The 17229-nt window shown below is 42.0% G+C and carries 20 protein-coding genes and 3 riboswitches; of the genes, 17 read left to right on the top strand and 3 right to left on the bottom strand.

Annotated elements, in window-relative coordinates:
* Positions 1-74: 74 nt before the first annotated feature.
* The 6 genes from B1K52_RS04320 (at position 75) to B1K52_RS04295 (ending at position 5947) form a co-directional block, all read left to right on the top strand.
* Positions 75-323, top strand: a complete 249-nt coding sequence (locus tag B1K52_RS04320) for a DUF2188 domain-containing protein (protein WP_077305668.1) — start codon at positions 75-77, stop codon at positions 321-323.
* A gap of 173 nt (positions 324-496) precedes the next feature.
* Positions 497-1246 (top strand): helix-turn-helix domain-containing protein, encoded by a 750-nt coding sequence (locus B1K52_RS04315; RefSeq protein WP_077305666.1) that lies wholly within the window; start codon positions 497-499, stop codon positions 1244-1246.
* Complete coding sequence (locus B1K52_RS04310; protein ID WP_077305665.1) at positions 1243-1839, top strand: GNAT family N-acetyltransferase; 597 nt, start codon at positions 1243-1245, stop codon at positions 1837-1839. The genes B1K52_RS04315 and B1K52_RS04310 overlap by 4 nt, the downstream gene beginning before the upstream one ends.
* Complete coding sequence (locus B1K52_RS04305) at positions 1823-2818, top strand: alpha/beta hydrolase (RefSeq protein WP_077305663.1); 996 nt, start codon at positions 1823-1825, stop codon at positions 2816-2818. The genes B1K52_RS04310 and B1K52_RS04305 overlap by 17 nt, the downstream gene beginning before the upstream one ends.
* A gap of 266 nt (positions 2819-3084) precedes the next feature.
* Entirely contained in the window at positions 3085-5208 is a 2124-nt protein-coding gene (locus tag B1K52_RS04300) for an EAL domain-containing protein (protein ID WP_077305661.1), read from the top strand.
* A 160-nt stretch (positions 5209-5368) separates the two neighbouring features.
* The gene (locus tag B1K52_RS04295; RefSeq protein ID WP_077305659.1) at positions 5369-5947 is read left to right on the top strand and encodes a GNAT family N-acetyltransferase; all 579 of its coding nucleotides are present in this window, start codon (positions 5369-5371) and stop codon (positions 5945-5947) included.
* A 25-nt stretch (positions 5948-5972) separates the two neighbouring features.
* Here B1K52_RS04295 and B1K52_RS04290 read toward each other — a convergent pair whose 3' ends face one another.
* Together B1K52_RS04290 and B1K52_RS04285 are read right to left on the bottom strand one after the other, a co-directional pair.
* The gene (locus B1K52_RS04290; protein WP_077305658.1) at positions 5973-7142 is read right to left on the bottom strand and encodes an MFS transporter; all 1170 of its coding nucleotides are present in this window, start codon (positions 7140-7142) and stop codon (positions 5973-5975) included.
* Positions 7143-7237: 95 nt separating this feature from the next.
* Positions 7238-7552, bottom strand: coding sequence for an ArsR/SmtB family transcription factor (locus B1K52_RS04285; RefSeq protein ID WP_077305656.1), 315 nt, complete (start codon positions 7550-7552; stop codon positions 7238-7240).
* A 139-nt stretch (positions 7553-7691) separates the two neighbouring features.
* A riboswitch (purine riboswitch) is annotated at positions 7692-7791 on the top strand.
* 88 nt (positions 7792-7879) lie between these two features.
* On the opposite strand from B1K52_RS04285, the gene B1K52_RS04280 reads away from it, so the two are divergent.
* The 6 genes from B1K52_RS04280 to B1K52_RS04255 all read left to right on the top strand — a co-directional run bounded on the left by B1K52_RS04280 (position 7880) and on the right by B1K52_RS04255 (position 13016).
* Positions 7880-9040, top strand: a complete 1161-nt coding sequence (locus B1K52_RS04280; RefSeq protein WP_077305654.1) for an MFS transporter — start codon at positions 7880-7882, stop codon at positions 9038-9040.
* Between the two features lie 270 nt (positions 9041-9310).
* Positions 9311-9415: riboswitch (SAM riboswitch) on the top strand.
* Between the two features lie 119 nt (positions 9416-9534).
* A complete protein-coding gene (locus tag B1K52_RS04275; RefSeq protein ID WP_179106461.1) occupies positions 9535-9849 on the top strand; it encodes a hypothetical protein in 315 nt (104 codons plus the stop codon).
* On the top strand, positions 9824-11158 hold the full coding sequence (locus B1K52_RS04270; protein ID WP_077305651.1) for an O-acetylhomoserine aminocarboxypropyltransferase/cysteine synthase family protein: 1335 nt from the start codon (positions 9824-9826) through the stop codon (positions 11156-11158). Before B1K52_RS04275 ends, B1K52_RS04270 begins: the two co-directional genes overlap by 26 nt.
* Entirely contained in the window at positions 11136-11528 is a 393-nt protein-coding gene (locus B1K52_RS04265; protein ID WP_077305649.1) for a NifB/NifX family molybdenum-iron cluster-binding protein, read from the top strand. Before B1K52_RS04270 ends, B1K52_RS04265 begins: the two co-directional genes overlap by 23 nt.
* 2 nt (positions 11529-11530) lie before the next feature.
* Complete coding sequence (locus B1K52_RS04260) at positions 11531-12853, top strand: LLM class flavin-dependent oxidoreductase (RefSeq protein WP_077305647.1); 1323 nt, start codon at positions 11531-11533, stop codon at positions 12851-12853.
* 22 nt (positions 12854-12875) lie between these two features.
* Positions 12876-13016, top strand: a complete 141-nt coding sequence (locus B1K52_RS04255) for a YezD family protein (protein WP_256855833.1) — start codon at positions 12876-12878, stop codon at positions 13014-13016.
* 45 nt (positions 13017-13061) lie between these two features.
* On the opposite strand, the gene B1K52_RS17845 is transcribed toward B1K52_RS04255, so the two are convergent.
* Complete coding sequence (locus tag B1K52_RS17845; protein WP_179106460.1) at positions 13062-13202, bottom strand: hypothetical protein; 141 nt, start codon at positions 13200-13202, stop codon at positions 13062-13064.
* A gap of 67 nt (positions 13203-13269) precedes the next feature.
* Between B1K52_RS17845 and B1K52_RS04250 the strand changes: the two genes are divergently transcribed.
* The 5 genes from B1K52_RS04250 to B1K52_RS04230 all read left to right on the top strand — a co-directional run bounded on the left by B1K52_RS04250 (position 13270) and on the right by B1K52_RS04230 (position 16969).
* On the top strand, positions 13270-14277 hold the full coding sequence (locus B1K52_RS04250) for a serine hydrolase domain-containing protein (RefSeq protein WP_143588828.1): 1008 nt from the start codon (positions 13270-13272) through the stop codon (positions 14275-14277).
* A gap of 6 nt (positions 14278-14283) precedes the next feature.
* The gene (locus B1K52_RS04245; protein WP_077305641.1) at positions 14284-14754 is read left to right on the top strand and encodes an NUDIX hydrolase; all 471 of its coding nucleotides are present in this window, start codon (positions 14284-14286) and stop codon (positions 14752-14754) included.
* A gap of 17 nt (positions 14755-14771) precedes the next feature.
* Positions 14772-15008: a hypothetical protein gene (locus tag B1K52_RS17655; protein WP_143588827.1), complete on the top strand. Its 237-nt coding sequence runs from the start codon at positions 14772-14774 to the stop codon at positions 15006-15008.
* A 401-nt stretch (positions 15009-15409) separates the two neighbouring features.
* Entirely contained in the window at positions 15410-16162 is a 753-nt protein-coding gene (locus tag B1K52_RS04235; protein WP_077305639.1) for an SDR family NAD(P)-dependent oxidoreductase, read from the top strand.
* 24 nt (positions 16163-16186) lie between these two features.
* Positions 16187-16969 (top strand): SDR family oxidoreductase, encoded by a 783-nt coding sequence (locus tag B1K52_RS04230; protein WP_077305637.1) that lies wholly within the window; start codon positions 16187-16189, stop codon positions 16967-16969.
* 98 nt (positions 16970-17067) lie between these two features.
* Positions 17068-17179: riboswitch (TPP riboswitch) on the top strand.
* The last annotated feature ends 50 nt before the right edge of the window (positions 17180-17229 follow it).

Below are 17229 nucleotides of genomic sequence, written 5' to 3'. Positions count from 1 at the left end.
TCTCTAATGTTTCTATATAAGTTCTGCGGGTAAAGAACTGTATAACCCAAAGTAACCAAAAGGAGGCGTTTCACATGACAGAAAAAAGTGATCAATACTTCGAGGACAGAGCTAATTCAGATGAAGCGAGATACCATGTTGTGCCAAATGCTGATGAGGGCTGGGGAATTAAGCGTGAAGGCAGTGAGGATCACGAGTATACAGCCAGCTCAAAATCTGATGTGGTAGAAGAAGCGAAGAAACGGGCACAAGATGCCGGCACGATGGCGATTATCCATGATGATAATGGACAGATTGAAGAGCAGCATAATTATGAATCATAAAGAGAAACCGTCAGCATGAGATGCTGGCGGTTTCTTTATGTCCTGCACGAAAGAAAAGAAATATAAAAACATTTTGCGAGATTGAAAGGAGGTTCCATCATTATATTTTAAAACGTATTGACTGTGTGGTGACCACACGGTTTATGCTATAGCTATAAGGGGAGGGGAAATCAATGCAATCTTTAACAAGCGGCGAATTAGCAAAGTTATTCCATCTAAAGAAATACACAATAAGACATTATGAAGTACAGCAATTGATCAAGCCGGCATATATCGACGGAAACGGATATCACATGTATGGAGAAGCTGAAGTATATTCTATGGCACATATTCTGCTGCTAAAAGATTTGGGTTTTTCCTTAAAAGAAATAAAGAATAGTCTAGAGAACGGATTAGATCATACAGAAACATTTCCTGCGGTACTTGCAAGAGTTGAAGATGAAATAATGCGACTGAGTGCACTGAAAAGGAAGGTTCAGAACATTATGGAGCTTCGACAAAGTGAATCGCATAGACTGCTAGCAGAGACCAAAGAAACTCGCTATTATACATACATTTCTGCTGAATATCTTGATGAATACTACAATTTGAATCTAAAGAAATTAGCTCAGTGCAAGGAATATATTTCACATATATTTGATGAAATTTCTTATGCAGTAATGGAGAACGGCAGTAACATTAAAGTAATGTATGAAACTAATTCATCAGAAGCTGATCAGATATTGAATGAGGGAGTTTACTATAGTAAGAAGATTTATGTGGCACAAGAAGAGGAGTTAGAAAGAGAAATACAGCTTTTTTACAATGAACTTGTTCAGATGGATATTTTATTCGAAGAAAGATTATTTATCCATGAAGAAGCATATCTATCAACTTTCTATAAGCAATCCTTGGTGTACAGTCTAGAGGTGAAGGCAAAATGATGACTGCTGGAAGTAATCATATAGACGAAATAGCATGCTTATTAATGGAGGGGTTTAGTGGCAAGTTTCATCACTTAAAATTGCCGATACACGAACAAGAAACCGCATTTCTGTGCTTGGCAGAGCATATTGTGAACTTTCATTCCAGTAACTTGGTTATCAAACGCGATGAAATTATTCAAGGCTTACTATTTATCAAACCAAGAAGGTGGATAGGAACTGAATTAACGAAGCAATTATTGAAACAGTTACGTTTAACGGCATTTCTTAAAACGATCGCATTCCTTTTCTTTCTTGATCATCGATGTAAAAACAACGAGCTGCATATCGATTTTCTAGTAGTAGCCGCATCTAGTCGGGGCAAGGGGATTGGCGCCCAACTTATTCAAACTGTTAAAAGTCAGATGGATTCGTCTCAACACCTTACATTATTTGTTTCAGCGCATAATAATGCTGCTAGAAGACTTTATGAGAAACAAGACTTTCTTGTTAGCAGAAAAGGTAAAAGTAAAACTGGAGGGCGCTTTCATGGAATAAAAGAGTGGTATTTTATGGAGTGGAGAGGTGAAGTGGGCCGTGAAAAAGGGATATAAGTTACTTATCGGTATAACATTTTTTGTATTGCTGCTCCTGAGGATAATGCTGTTTGAGAATGATTATATGATGCAAGAGAGAGAAGTTACTATCCAAACAGAAAACGAAGATTTAAATGGTTTTGTGGCTCTTCCAAAAGAGAAGGGTGAGGGTGTCGTAATCTTTGTACATGGAGATGGCCCACAAAATGCGACGCAAGATGGAGGGTACAAACCATTAATGGAACGCTTTGCAAAAGAAGGCTTTGCGTCTGTTTCATGGGCGAAGCCAGGTGTTGATGGTTCGCACGGAAATTGGTTAAATCAATCGATGGACGATCGGGCCGAAGAGGTAGAAAACGTTTTGGAATGGGTTAAAAATCAAGAAACCATTAATAGTGAAAAAATCATCCTTTGGGGATCAAGTCAAGCTGGGTGGGTAATTCCGAAAGTACAGCAAAATCATCAAGACATAACTGCTTCTATATTAATTGCTCCTGCAATCAATTGGATTCGGCAAGGGGAGTATTATACTGCTGAAAAATTAAAGAGCGAAGGGAAATCGTCCGAAGAAATCACAAGTGTGCTAAATAATGATAGAAGGAAATCCGAACTGATTCGCACAGGGGTTTCCTATCAGGAATATGTGCAGGAAACAGAAGACAGAAGTCTTTCTGAAGAGAGATACACATTTGTGCAAAAGAATATCATGGCAGATGCGACAAACGATATTAAGAAAATCAAATCCCCTGTTCATGTAGTATTAGCGGAAGAAGATCAGAATGTAGATTCCAGTGAAACAGCGAGGACATATAGAGAAATGTTACCGGAATCTCAAGTAACAGTAAGAACGATCCCTAATGTCGAACATTCGATGTTGAATCCTTCTCTGGATAACTCGCAAATCCTTATTTACTTGAGTGCCATATTTGCGCCAAAGCATACATTAGTAAGTAATGTGTACCTGGATTATTGTCAGAAGCTGATTCGGCAATTGTGAAAAACACCTAAGCAGAAACCGTCAGCATAGGATGCTGGCGGTTTTTCCATATATAGAATTTCACATCATAATATCGGGTATAAATACAGTAGGATTTCTATTCATTCCTTTATTTGTTATTGCAGAAAGTATCGTATATTGTCGGATTAGATTGTATAATCATTAGAAATATAGCCGCACTATCGGCCGTATCACTTAGCAAAAACATATCGCAATGCAAACCAGCATCATTAGAAAAAGACTTAGCAGAATGAGGTGTCGCGATAGTGGATTTAACGAATATGAACGATTCAGATAGAGAAGCGGCGCTGCTTCAAGCCCTTGAGAATGATGAGTTTTATCTTCTGTATCAGCCAAAGCTTCAGCTGCGGTCGGGAAAAGTCATCGGTGCAGAGGCGTTGCTGCGTTGGGAGCATCCTATTATAGGAACAATTTCGCCGTTGGAATTCATCCCGTTTGCTGAAGAAACAGGATTGATTCGGCCGATCGGGGAATGGGTGCTTCGTTCAGCATGCAAACAGAATAAGCTGTGGCAGGAAATGGGGCTTGAACCGTTGATTATGGCGGTCAACTTATCCGCTAGTCAGCTGTATCAAGGTGATATAGCAGAAAAAGTAGAGAATATTTTAAAAGAAACAGAGCTCGCACCGGAATATTTAGAACTCGAAATTACGGAGTCTATGACGATGGATGTGGAGTTTGTCCTGCCTATGCTGCGTAAGTTGAAACAGATTGGTGTCAGCATCAGTCTTGATGACTTTGGTACTGGCTATAGTTCACTTTATCATTTGAAAGAGTTTCCGATAGATACTATTAAAATAGACCGGTCGTTTGTGAGGAATTGTACCATTGATGCCAAAGACGCTACGATTGTAAAAACAATTATTGCAATGGCGCATCAACTGAAACTGGAAGTGATTGCAGAAGGAGTGGAATCCAAGGATCATCTGATCTTTCTGCAGCAAAACTTGTGTGATGAAGGACAAGGATATCTCTTCAGCAAACCTGTTTCAACAGCAAGATTTACTGAAAACATGTCAGCTTTTGAACGGATTATCTCAACCGAGGGTCTTTCAGAAGAGTCATGCAGGCAGATGTGGTTTCAGTGGGGAATGGAGAGAACTAATCTGGAGTTACAGGAAGCTATGCGAAAGCAGCATGGGATGATTTTTAAGTACGTAAATGACCATGGACGATTTGTTCATACGTTTAGTGAAGGTGAACTGCTTTACCGGATGAAGTTTACGCCGGAGCAGCTCGTTGGAAGAGAGTTGCAGGACTTTCTCCCGGCTGAAGAAGCAGCCAGGAAGCTGTCTTACTATCAGCGCGCATGGAATGGGGAAAGAAATGTTTCGTATGAATCGGATGTAGACGGAATTCAATATATTACTTCTTTACGGCCGATTTCAAAGAATGGAAAGGTTGTTGAGGTAATCGGATGCTCTGTTGATATAACGGATACAGATGAAGTACAGAAAGAGCTTTCTCGGAGTAACAAGGCTGAAGAGGCACTGCGGCAGAGTGAAGCTAGGTATCGTTTAATTGCGGAGAATATGACAGACTTGGTTTGCCTGATAGACTGGGACGGCAATTTCAAATATGCCTCGCCATCCCATGTGACAGTACTGGGTTTTCCCTCTGAAGCATATGAAGGGCAGCATGCAAGTGTATTCATGCATGAAGATGATCGGAAGAAAGTACGACAGCAGCTGGAAAAGATGGTGCAAACAAAACAAGGAGGGGTGTTTCAGTTTCGATTTAGGAATATAAGTGACGATTGGATTTGGCTGGAGGCAATGGCTAATCCGATCTTTGACGAAAATGGGATTTTTGAACACTTTCTTGTTGTCTCCAGAGACATAACGGAGCGTTTGGTTTATGAGGAGAAGCTAACGCATATGGCTTATCATGATACATTGACAGGGCTGCCGAATCGTCGTCTGTTTAAAGAGAAACTGGAGCAAGCGCTGGAAGAAGCGAAGCGGAACGGCAATAAAATGGCGCTGATGTATCTGGATTTGGATAACTTCAAATCTATTAACGATACATTTGGCCACGAAATCGGTGATAAGCTGTTGGTGGAATTTACACGCCGAGTGAAAGGGTGTGTGCGGTCTTGTGATGTGTTTTCCAGACAAGGCGGAGATAAATTTACTATCTTACTGCCGGAAATCAAGCAGGAGCAAGATGCCATACGCATGGCAAAATGTATCCTTGCCTCTATCCAAGATGAATGGTGTATAGGGAGAGACAGCTTTAAGGCAACCTCTAGTATCGGTTTAGCAATCTATCCAGCCAATGGTACAAAAGAACGCGAATTGCTGCTGCGAGCAGATGAAGCCTTGTACCAAGCGAAAAAGGATGGAAAGAATAGGTATCGGGCGATTTAAAATTGAGCATATTCTGAAGGTAACTTCCTGTGTACAGTAAGCATCTGTGCGCAGGAAGTTTTTTGTTTGTATTGGGGAGAATTATTGAAAGTTTATCCATATCGTGGCATGGTGAAATAAAAGACTTATTTTATTTCGGATTAGGGGGGAACAAATTACCATGCCAACGGAACATATATTAGAGGACCTGCCAGCTCTAGAAACCGAGCGTCTGCACCTGCGTAAAGTAACACTTGCTGATGTGGATGCGATATTTGCTTATGGATCTGATCCTGCTGTTTCAGAGTTTGTGTCTTGGAATACGCATCAATCGATTGACGATACGCAGCAGTTTCTGCATATTATCCTGAGTTTATATGAAAATCAACAGGCTGTCTTTTGGGGAATTGAACATAAGGAGCACAAGCGTCTAATTGGTACTATTAATTATGTGTCTTGGAACCAGAAAGATCATGTCGGAGAAATAGGTTATGTGATGGCTCGCCCATATTGGGGCAGTGGATATATGACGGAAGCGGTGAAGGAAGTCATTCGCTTTGGTTTAGAAAGGATGGAGCTAGAACGAATCCAGGCGAAATGCATAGTGGAAAATGAAGGCTCGGAAAAAGTTATGCAGAAGTCCAGTATGCTATTTGAAGGGACATTACGCAAACTGCTTTCTTTAAAAGGAAAACAGCGAGATGTGAAAATGTACGCTATAACGAAATCTGATTTCTTGCATACGAAAAAGACAGGTTGATATTGATTCGACCTGTCTTTTTTCGTTATTCGTTCTCTATTCGATAACTGATAAATGATAGTAAAGAGGCGACAAGGGCACATATCCCACCTACGATTGCAAGGTTTGGAAGGGTCCCGTAGGCAACGACCAACCCGCCTAACGCGGAACCAAGTGTAATACCGATATTGACTGAAACAGGAGTCAGCGAGGAAGCAAAATCTCTGGCTGCAGAAGAATAGGCTGCCGCTTTGTCCATAAGATAGATTTGAATGGTGGCATTCATAACGTAAATCATGATGGCCATGAGCATGATGCTGATCAACCCAGCGATTGTCATGTTCATTGACACATATAGGGATCCAATGATGATTGCTTGGATGATGAACGCATAACGCAGATCTCCGATACCGTTTCTGCCGGCAATTTTACCAGCTAAAAAGTTACTGCCGATGGAAAAGAGGCCGTATGCCAGCAAGACGAGACCGACAGAGCTGGAGGCAATGCCTAATTCATCCTCGATGATGGGCGTAATATACGTGTAGATTGTATATGTTCCCGCAATACTGAACGTCGGGATGAAGAAACCGACTAGAATTTTTGGATTCTTGAATAGTACAAGCTGCTTCCATATGGAACTTTTCTCGCTCGCTGCGGTCTTTGGTAAGATGAACAAACTGATAAGGAAGGCAATTACTCCGAGCAATGCAGTCGTCCAGAATGTCAGATGCCAAGAACCTAATTGCCCGATGAATGTTCCGAGCGGCACACCTAAGACATTGGAAATTGTGAATCCGGCAAAGATAAGCGCAATGACAGAAGAACGCTTCGCTGCGGGCATTGTATCACTCGCTACTGTCATTGCTAATGCGGTGAGGACACCACTCGCTGCTGCTGTGACAATACGTGCTGCTAGTAATACGCCGAAGGAAGATGTTAATGCACTAGTGACATTACCTAATATAAAGACGACAATAAGTGTCAGCATCAATGGGTATTTCGGAAATCGACTAACCCAGCTAGTTAAAAGAGGCGTGCCAATTGCATAGGCAATAGCAAATCCCGATACAAGTGTTCCTGCAGATGCCACAGTTACGTTTAAGTCGGCCGCTACTTCTGTCAGTAAGCCAACGATGACGAATTCGCTTGTACCCATAACGAACGTCAGTAAAGTTAAAGTGAATGCTAAGAATGTCTGTTTTTTAGTTAAAGCCATCGTGTCACTCCAATTTGTTGTATATTTGTATATCGGAATAAAGCAATATTCAAAGTTGAAAGAAAAGAAATCCCTAAAGGATCTCTTGGAAGATACTACAATTCTTTATTTAAATAAGCAGCTAGCTTCTGAATTGTTTCTTCATTTCTGCGGTAATACGTCCATTGGTTATAACGAATAGATTCCAATAATCCAGCACGCTGCATCATAGCAAGGTATTGGGAGACCGTAGATTGAGAAGCTTGGACCTTTTCTTGAATGTCTCCGACACAGACACCGCCCTTGTAATGAACCTCCTTCGGCAGGTGCGCCTGCTGTTTCGGAAAATGCTTCTCCGGTTCTTTCAGCCAATGCAGTATTTGCAGCCGTTTCTCATTAGACAAAGCTTTGAATAGACCGATAGTATCCATAAGTCTATTGTATATCGAGGTTTTCCGATAAAGCAAACATAAAACTTATGCACTTTATGGAAAAGGCGGGTGATGTATTCTTATCTGCTTGCTTCATCTTGCAGTTATGTCTGTATCTTGCTATAATTTCTTAAGAAAATGGAATATGTTCGTTTTGCACTGTATAACCTCAATAATTTGGTTTGAGGGTTTCTACCAGGAGCCATAACTCCCTGATTACAGATTTTTTATCTGTAATTAGGGAGTTTTTTGTGCGGAAAAATGCAATCTATTGCAGAACGAATAACATGTTCGTCTTCATATTCTGAATAGAAAGGTATTGATCTATTGAATTTCAGAGTCTTTATATTAGCTATTTCCGTTATATCTGTAGGGTTAGTTGAACTAATTGTTGGAGGGATTTTGCCAACCATCGCAAATGATTTACACGTATCAATTGGACAAGCTGGTCAGTTGATTACTGTATTTGCTTTGGTGTATGCACTTTCAGGTCCAATTCTTTATACACTGACAGCAAATATTGAGCGAAAGAAGCTTCTGCTGCTGACACTAGGTATATTTGTTTTTGGCAATGTCATTACCTACATGAGCCCGTCGTTCTTGTTTGTCATGATTGCGCGTGTCCTTACAGCGATGAGTACAGCATTGATTATTGTGCTTTCTTTAACGATTGCAGCGAAGATTGTTCAGCCCAAGCATCGTGCGAAAGCAATTGGACTTATTTATATGGGTATCAGTTCATCGCTCGTGCTTGGCGTGCCAATTGGAATTATTGTCAGTGATGCTTTTGGCTGGCGTATGCTGTTCCTATTTATTGGCTTAATGGCCTTATTGTCTATGGTTCTGATTGCTTTCACGCTTGAGCGTATTGAAGTGGAACAAGTACAATCCTTGAAGTCGCAGCTGAAAGCTCTGCGTAATAAAAAGATGCTAACAGCACATTTGACGATGCTATTTATGCTGGCAGGTCATTATACGATCTATGCGTATTTCACACCTTTCCTTGAATCTGAGCTAGGACTGCATACGCAATGGATTAGTATTTGCTACTTTATCTTTGGTATCGCAGCAGTTGGCGGAGGAGCTTTTGGCGGCAGTTTGGCAGACCGCTTTGGTTCCAAAGTCAGCATCATTTTAGTTGTCGCATCATTTGCCGTGATTTTATTCGCGCTTCCGTTTTCTACGGTATCTTTCCCATTATTTATTGTAGTAATGGTAATCTGGGCTGCACTAAGCTGGAGTTTAGCACCGCCACTACAGAACTATATTGTTGAAACAGATTCCGAATCAGCAGGTATTCATCAGAGTTTCAACAACTCGGCATTGCAAATTGGTATTTCACTTGGATCATTAGTAGGCGGCATTGTGAATGGAGCTACGCATTCCATGCAGACAACAGCTCATGTCGGCAGCCTGTTGGTTATTATCTCCCTTGCTTTCGGCGTATGGTCCTTGCGAAGCACGGTTCGAAAAGCTGTACAAAATTAATAGATGATAAAAAAGCGGGCAAGCGATTTGTCCGCTTTTCTCTATGTTTGCAGGTGGTTTTCTGAAGGGCAAGTATTAGGACTGCTCTTGTAAGAAGAGCGAAGCGTGATTGTTAAATATTTAAAATCTTGCGAAATTTATATTGACGTAAGTAAGAATTGCGTTTATCCTAATTACCATAAGTTGTATATATGCTGACTGGACCACCAGAGGCTTTTATTCCTGCATACAGATAGGGAATAAAGGCGTTTTTTTATCCAATTGAATAGTGACTTATCAAGAGAAGTGGAGGGATATGGCCCTGTGAAACTTCGGCAGCGGGTTCTGTGAAGAATACTGTGCCAAATCCATCGGGGTAAACCCGGAAGATAAGCAGGAAAGCGACTCCCTACTTATCTTCTGTGGGGAGTCGTTTTGTTTTTGTACAAATAGCGGCTGGCTTATGGTTTAAATCCGACTATTTTTATAGGTTAAATGAATTTTAGGGGGAAGTGATGAAGAAAGAGAGGCGTAACATAATGGCGGCTATAGAGAAGTCATACCTGCACTGGCCTGATCTTCAATTTATCGATTGGTGCTCCTATTACTATGGGATAAATCGCGGCATCTATAACACAATTGATGCCTGGTTTTATGAATATGGCATTCTTAATTTGACAGAAAGAAGAAGAGCGATACTTCAATTTTTAAAGCAAGCTGGTAAAAGAGAAGGAATTAAATTTGGCAAGGGCGGGCTTACTAGCAATCTTGAGCAGTTCGCCGCATATTCGAAAGGGTGGGAACATGACAGAGAAATATATCACCAGTAAAAAGAAGAGCTTTGATACAGTTGCCCTCCATGCTGGCCAGCAGCCGGACCCGTTAAATGGGGCAAGAGCTGTACCTCTCTATCAAACAAGTTCCTATGTGTTTGAATCGACAGAGAAAGCAGCTGCATTATTCCAAATGCAAGAGCCAGGTTACATCTACTCTCGTAATGGAAACCCGACGAATGCAGTACTGGAGGAGCGTTTAACAGAATTGGAAGGTGGCATTGGCGGTTTTGCTGTTTCTTCTGGGCAGGCAGCAATCTCGGTTGCCCTGCTGACATTAGCAAAATCAGGTGATGAGATTATTACGACAAATGCACTTTATGGCGGAACATACAATCTGTTTGCAGAAACTTTCAAAGGATTTGGCGTGACGGTAAGATTCGTTAATGGCCATGATTCAGATGAAGTAGAGCAAGCAATTAATGAGAAAACAAAGGCAATTTTCACGGAATCAATCGGTAATCCGAATGCTGAGATTGCAGATCTTCATAGCTTGTCTGCAATTGCAAAAAGACATCGGGTTCCATTGGTTGTAGACAATACATTCACCACGCCATATTTACAAAAACCAATTGACTTCGGAGCAGATATTGTTGTGTTTTCTACTACAAAGTTCATCGGAGGGCACGGTACCTCAATTGGCGGAGCTATTGTAGATGCTGGGACATTCAATTGGGAGAATGAGCGCTTTCCGGATTTTAATCGAGATAAGCCAAGTATCGGTAACACCTCCTTCAACAAACTGGCGGGAAAGCGTGCTTTTATCACCAAAGCACGGTTCGAACTAGGGCATGACCTAGGAACAAGTCTTTCTCCTTTCAACAGCTGGCTGTTCATTCAAGGCTTAGAGACATTATCATTTCGTATGAAACAGCATGTGGAGAATGCAAAAAAGACAGCAGTTTATTTGCGCCTGCATCCTGATGTGGAATGGGTGAACTATCCAGGTACACCAGGTGATCCGCAGTATGAGCTAGCGAAGACCTACTTGCCGAGAGGTGTTAGTTCTATTTTCACGTTTGGCATAAAAGGTGGCAGAGAATCAGCCGAACGTTTTATTGATTCGCTATCACTCATTTCTCATTTAGCTAATGTAGGAGATTCCAAGACGTTGGCCATTCACCCAGCAAGCACGACACATGCTCGTATGACAGCTGAACAACAGCTGCAAGCAGGTGTTTATCCTGACCAGATTCGTTTATCCATTGGGCTGGAGGATATCGATGACATTCTCGCTGATCTTGATCAGTCACTATGTAAGGCAAAAAGAGGAGGAGATAATCATGAAGGTAGCAGCAGCCATTAATCAAGCGGATTATATAGTTCCAATCGTGGAAGGAGAGACGCTCCGCATATTTAATTCAGAGACGAAGGAAATCTCAAACTTAGAGAACCCTGCACCAAAACTGAAAGAGGGACGGAGAGGAGCGGCGCTGGCTCTAGCAAGAGAGCATGGTGCAGAAGCATTTGCAGCTCCTCCTCAAACCTTCTGTGAGCTTTCTTATGAGAAAGCGCAGCAAGAGAAGTTTTTGTTCTACAATTTAGAGTCGCCGCTGTCATTTGATACGTTTCTTGACCTTCTTGAACAAGAGCTTGTTGCAGGAGAAAGAGACATTGCTGGTAAGAATGTCGCACCTAGCCATCCAGCTCCGCCCCAATCCCGTAAGGAGGAATAACGATGGAAGAAAAGCAGCTACATCTAGGCCTTTTCCTGATGGGAAGCGGGCACCATATTGCATCATGGCGGCATCCAGATGTGATTTCGGAACAAGTGACGTCGTTTGAATATTTCGCAGAGATCGCTAAACATGCGGAGATGGGGAAGCTGGATATGTTGTTTCTTAGTGATGGACTTTCCTTTCACGAGCTGTCTCATCCAGCAGAACTGAGCCGATTTGAACCGATATCTTTATTGAGTGCGCTGGCTGTGGTTACACATAAAATTGGCCTCGCATCTACAGTCACCACTACGTATAATGAGCCATTTCACGTGGCAAGAAAATTTTTATCTTTAGATCATTTGAGCGGGGGGAGAGCCGGCTGGAATGTTGTTACCTCGTATTATGAAAGTGAAGCTAAAAACTTTAATAAAAATGAACATCTTGCCCACCAAGATCGTTACATACGAGCGAAAGAATTCCTGGAAGTTGTGGAAGGATTATGGGACAGCTGGGAACCTGATGCGCTAATACGTAACAAAGAGTCGGGTGTTTATTTCGAGAAAGAGAAACTTCACCGTATTCAGCATGAGGGGGATTATTTTTCTGTGGAAGGTCCTTTAAATATCTCAAGGTCACCGCAAGGAAAACCAGTCATTATCCAGGCAGGCTCTTCAGATGCAGGAGTGGATCTGGCAGCTCAATCAGCTGATGTTATCTTTACCGCTCAAGATAACTTATCTGATGCAAAAGCTTTTTATCAGAGAGTGAAAAACCGGGCTAAAGTTCACGGGAGGAATCCGGAACATATTAAAATTATGCCGGGTGTATCCGTCTATGTTGGTAAGACGCATGCAGAGGCAGTAGAAAAGTATGAGCAGCTGCAGCAGTTGATTACACCAGAGATCGGTAAGAATTTATTGTCCGAATATCTCGGCGGCTTTGATATAGGTCCTTATGACGTGGATGGCCCGCTTCCCGAGAATATTCCAGAAACAAATGGAAATAAGAGCAGGCGAGCATTATTAATAAAGTTGGCAGAGGAGAAACAGCTGACCATCCGGGAACTCTATCAATATGTGGCAGGATCCAGAGGCCATCGTCTCGTATTTGGAACACCTGAAGAGATTGCTGATGATTTGGAGATGTGGTTTCAAGAAGAGGGAGCGGACGGCTTTAACCTAATGCTGCCCGCCTTTCCGAATAGCTTGAATGATTTCGTTGAATCCGTGATTCCAGTGCTTCAAGATCGAGGAATTTATCGGAAGGATTATACAGGCAGCACGTTACGATCGCATCTTAATCTGCCAGAACCTGCTTACAAACGTCCTATCTTAAAATAATCAATCTGGAAGGATGATAAATTTGAGTAAACAAGATAATGAGGATAAATGGAAAGAGATTATAGAGAAGGTAAAAGAGTTAGAGTATGGAACCGTTTTGATCACTGTACATGACAATGAAATCAAGCAATTGGATATAACAGAAAAGCGCAGATTTGGTTAAAGGAGCAGGAAGGGCATACGAGCGTATGCCTTTTTTCATTGATTTTTATACAAGTTCTATCCAATCAGCGATGAACTGCCGGGTCTTGGCATCTGTCTTCTTAATAGCTGCTAGTACAGCTTGTAGAGCTGGAAGACCGCGTGTATCGGTTATGACAGCAATACGCCTAAACTCATCCCCATTCATTATTTTTATACCCAGTACATATTACCAATTATGGTAACATGTACTCGAGTAGGAGAGGATGAGACAGATGAAAGAGATGCACTGGCTGCAAGAGATGGCAGAGAAAGTAGATTTCTCTGGTACTGCTTATGTAGAAGGCGGACAAGAGCAGGGATTCTTCCAAAGAGGATATCGAAATAAGCAAGAAAAGCTGTTGTTTGATAAGCATACACGCTTTGGTATTGCTTCAGGAGCAAAGATCTTCACGGCCGTAGCGATTGCCAAGTTAGTGGAGCAAAGAAAACTGACATTTAACAAGAAAATAAAAGAGTGTTTGGCAGCAGTCGAGTTTCCTAATTTTCATCCGGATATTACAATCCATCACCTGCTAACACACACCTCTGGCATGCCGGATTATTTTGATGAGGAAGAGATGGACGATTTTGAGGCATTGTGGCAGCAGCTACCTATGTACCGTGTAAGGTCAGGTTCGGATTTTTTGCCTTTATTTCAAGAGAAGCCAATGAAATTCCTGCCTGGTAAACAATTCTATTACAACAATGGGGCTTTTATTGTTTTGGGTTTAGTAGTGGAAGAGCTGTCAGGCGAGTCTTTTACAGCGTTTGTCCAAAAACACATCTTTAACCCAGCTGGTATGACAGAGGCCGGTTATTTTTCTTTTAATAAATTGCCAGGAAACACAGCGACTGGTTATATAAAAGAGGACGATGGTTATCGTTCTAACATTTATGCGTTGCCTGTAAGAGGCGGAGCAGATGGCGGCGTGTACGTGAGTGTGTCTGATATGGCGCGTTTCTGGGACGCATTATTCCAGCATAAGCTGCTGTCTGCCGAGGTTACAGAGCAATTGCTGTACCCTCATATTGAAGTAGATAAAGAGAGTTCTTATGGATATGGTGTTTGGATGAAAAGAGATGCTGCTAAAATCAAGAAATATTATGTAGTTGGATTTGACCCAGGAGTGAGTTTTCACAGCGCTTATAATCCAGAGACGGGGCAAAAAGTAGTTGTGGCATCCAACCATGACGCAGGACCATATTACATCGTGCAGGCAATTGAAGCGAATTGGGGGTAAACATACATGCAGGATCTAACGATAGCGTTAGGAGAACAAACGTTAAACTGCCGGACAGCAGGCATTATTGTGAAAGCTAACCATATACTGCTGCATAAAAATAAGAAGGACCCATTCTGGACGCTGATTGGCGGACGCATCCAGCTGGGTGAGGATTCCGCACAGGCAGTTGAGCGAGAATTTAAAGAAGAATTGGGCATTACAGTTAAGGCAGAACGGCTGCTTTGGATGGTAGAAAATTTCTTCACTTACCGGTTTCGTCATTTTCATGAATTCAGCTTTATATATTTGATTCAAGATGTAGAAGATAAGCTTACGGGCACTTCCGAAGTCATTTCGTCAGAAGAGGCAGACTTCCAATATGAATGGATTCCTTTTGAAAAAGTGAAGGAATTAACTGTGAAACCAGCTTTTTTGCAAGAAAAACTGTTGCATCTGCCAACAGTACTAGAGCACCTGATTTATAAGGAATGCTAAACGCAGGAGGCAAGCTTATGTTAAGCAGTTATATGAAAAAAACTTCGCAAGCATTTACTGGCAGGGAGAAGCATTCGAAGGTCATATCCTTGCCGAACAAAATCAAGCTTGGGTACGGCCTTTACCTGATAAATGGTGGATTGGTGAGACGTATTACCATCTGTATCTACTGCTTAAGCGGTTTCGACAGCTTAATCTGGCGTATATCCCTGTCACGAAACTTTCAGCAGAACACGGAAAGGCACGCCTTATAAAACAGAGATAGTTGATATTTATTAAGCTTATCGGAACAAACACGGTAAACCGATGAGAGCTCACCCCACTTCACAGTCACCTAAAGATATACACAATAAGCTGCAGTTCCATCAGCTAAAACAAAACCTTCATCAATCATGAAACGCTGCGTTTTGAAAGGATGATTGACAGTATCGACGATGAGACTGCCGGCCACATCCGCTACCCCGACCTAATTCAAAGCATTCACTTAATAGCTGTTCATGAACAACATCATTTTAATCTATGTATAAAATATTACAATCAAATAGTACTGAATAATAAGACCATATAACTTGACCTCTTTTTCAGAATAGGTGTAATCTTTAAGAGGGAGATGGGTAAATTAACCTAATACTTATTGCGTAGGAGGGGCTTGCCAGTGGGTGAAAGAAAAGTAGCTGTCATTACGGGTGGCGGCAGCGGACTTGGACAAGCTGTGGCATTACGACTTGCTAAAGAAGGCGTTTCCATCGTTGTAGTTGATATATCTGAGAAAGCTGGGCAGAAGACGGCCCATCTTGTTGAAGAAATAGGTGCAAATGCGATTTTCGTAAAGGCAGACGTCAGCAAAGCTGAAGAAGTGAAATCTTATGTAGATAAAACGATCGAGGAATTTGGAACTATCGATATGTTTTACAATAATGCGGGAATTTCTGGTCCTGGCGTCAAATTTGTAGAAAATACGATTGAACAGATTGATATGGTGCTTGGTATCAACCTTAATGGTGCGCTTTACGGTCTCAAATATGTGTTGGAAGTGATGCTTGCCAATGGCGGAGGACGCATTGTTAATACATCTTCCACAGCAGGTGTAGTTGGCCAGGCAACTGTTGGTACATATTCGGCGACGAAGCATGCGATGGTAGGCATTACAAAGACATTGGCTGCGGAGTATGCGGCACAAGGTATTGTAGTGAACGCAATTGCACCAGGTACGACTGAGACGCCAATGGTACGTGCATATAAGGAGAAAAATCCTGATGCATTTGTAAATGCAACAGAACCCATTCCGCAGAAGCGTCTTGGCCAGCCAGAGGAAGTGGCTGAGCTTGTGACATTCTTACTGACAGGTAATGCACCTTATATCAATGGTGTGGTTGTGCCGATTGATGGCGGATTTACTGCAATATAAAAAACGTAAAAGGAGAGATTTTTTATGAAGCGCTTTGAAGAGAAGATTGTTTTAATAACAGGTGGCGGCTCTGGATTAGGCCGTGCGGCAGCAGTGCAGGTTGCGAAAGAAGGAGCTAAGCTTGCACTTGTTGATTTGAGTAAAGAAGGTATGGAAGAGACGAAGCAAGCTATTTTGGCAGCAGCGCCTGAGGCAGAAGTCATCACGATTGAGGCGAACTGTGCGAATGAGTCAGAAGTTGAGGCTTACGTGAAACAAACAGTAGAGCAATTTGGCAAGATCGATAGCTTCTTTAATAATGCAGGTGTAGAAGGAAAACAGAATTTAACAGAAGAATACGGTGCAGAAGAGTTCGATCGTGTAGTAAACATCAATTTGAATGGTGTCTTCTATGGTATGCAACATGTCCTAAAAGTAATGAAGGAACAAGGCTATGGCTCTGTTGTTAACACTGCTTCTGTTGGCGGAATTCGCGGTGTCGGCAATCAGTCTGGTTACGCGGCGAGCAAGCATGGTGTTGTTGGTTTGACGCGTAACTCCGGTATTGAATACGGTCAGTTCGGTGTCAGCATCAAAGCAATTGCGCCAGGGGCGATTATGACACCAATGGTTGAAGGTTCCTTGCGTCAGCTTGGCGGAGATAACTGGGAAGAAGCAGGCAAAGAATTCGTCAGTGTTAACCCGATGAAACGCTTCGGAAAGCCGGAAGAAGTAGGTTATCTAGTTGCCTTCCTTCTTTCTGATCAGGCAGATTTCATTAATGCGACTGTTATTCCAATCGATGGCGGACAGTCTTATAAATATTAAGTGAAAGACGACCATTAGCAAGACTAGCTGGTCTCTTCTCTTTGGCTAAACATCTTGCATCGTATGCTATTTATGATACAATGTGGGTAAATTCATAAAATTCACACTAGGGGATCCCTTCATAAGGGCTGAGAATAAGAGTGGTGACTCTTTAAACCCTCAAAACCTGAACAGGTTCGGACCTGCGTAGGAAAGTGTAGACGCTCGAGTTTACATGCTTTTTTTGTATGTATTTATTCGCAGATTATACACCACTTTCC

This window comes from Terribacillus halophilus, assembly GCF_900162685.1.
In the GTDB taxonomy this organism is placed as follows: domain Bacteria; phylum Bacillota; class Bacilli; order Bacillales; family Amphibacillaceae; genus Terribacillus; species Terribacillus halophilus_A.
The sequence above is the reverse complement of the archived record's forward strand: the minus strand, read 5'-3'. Positions and strand labels throughout refer to the sequence as shown.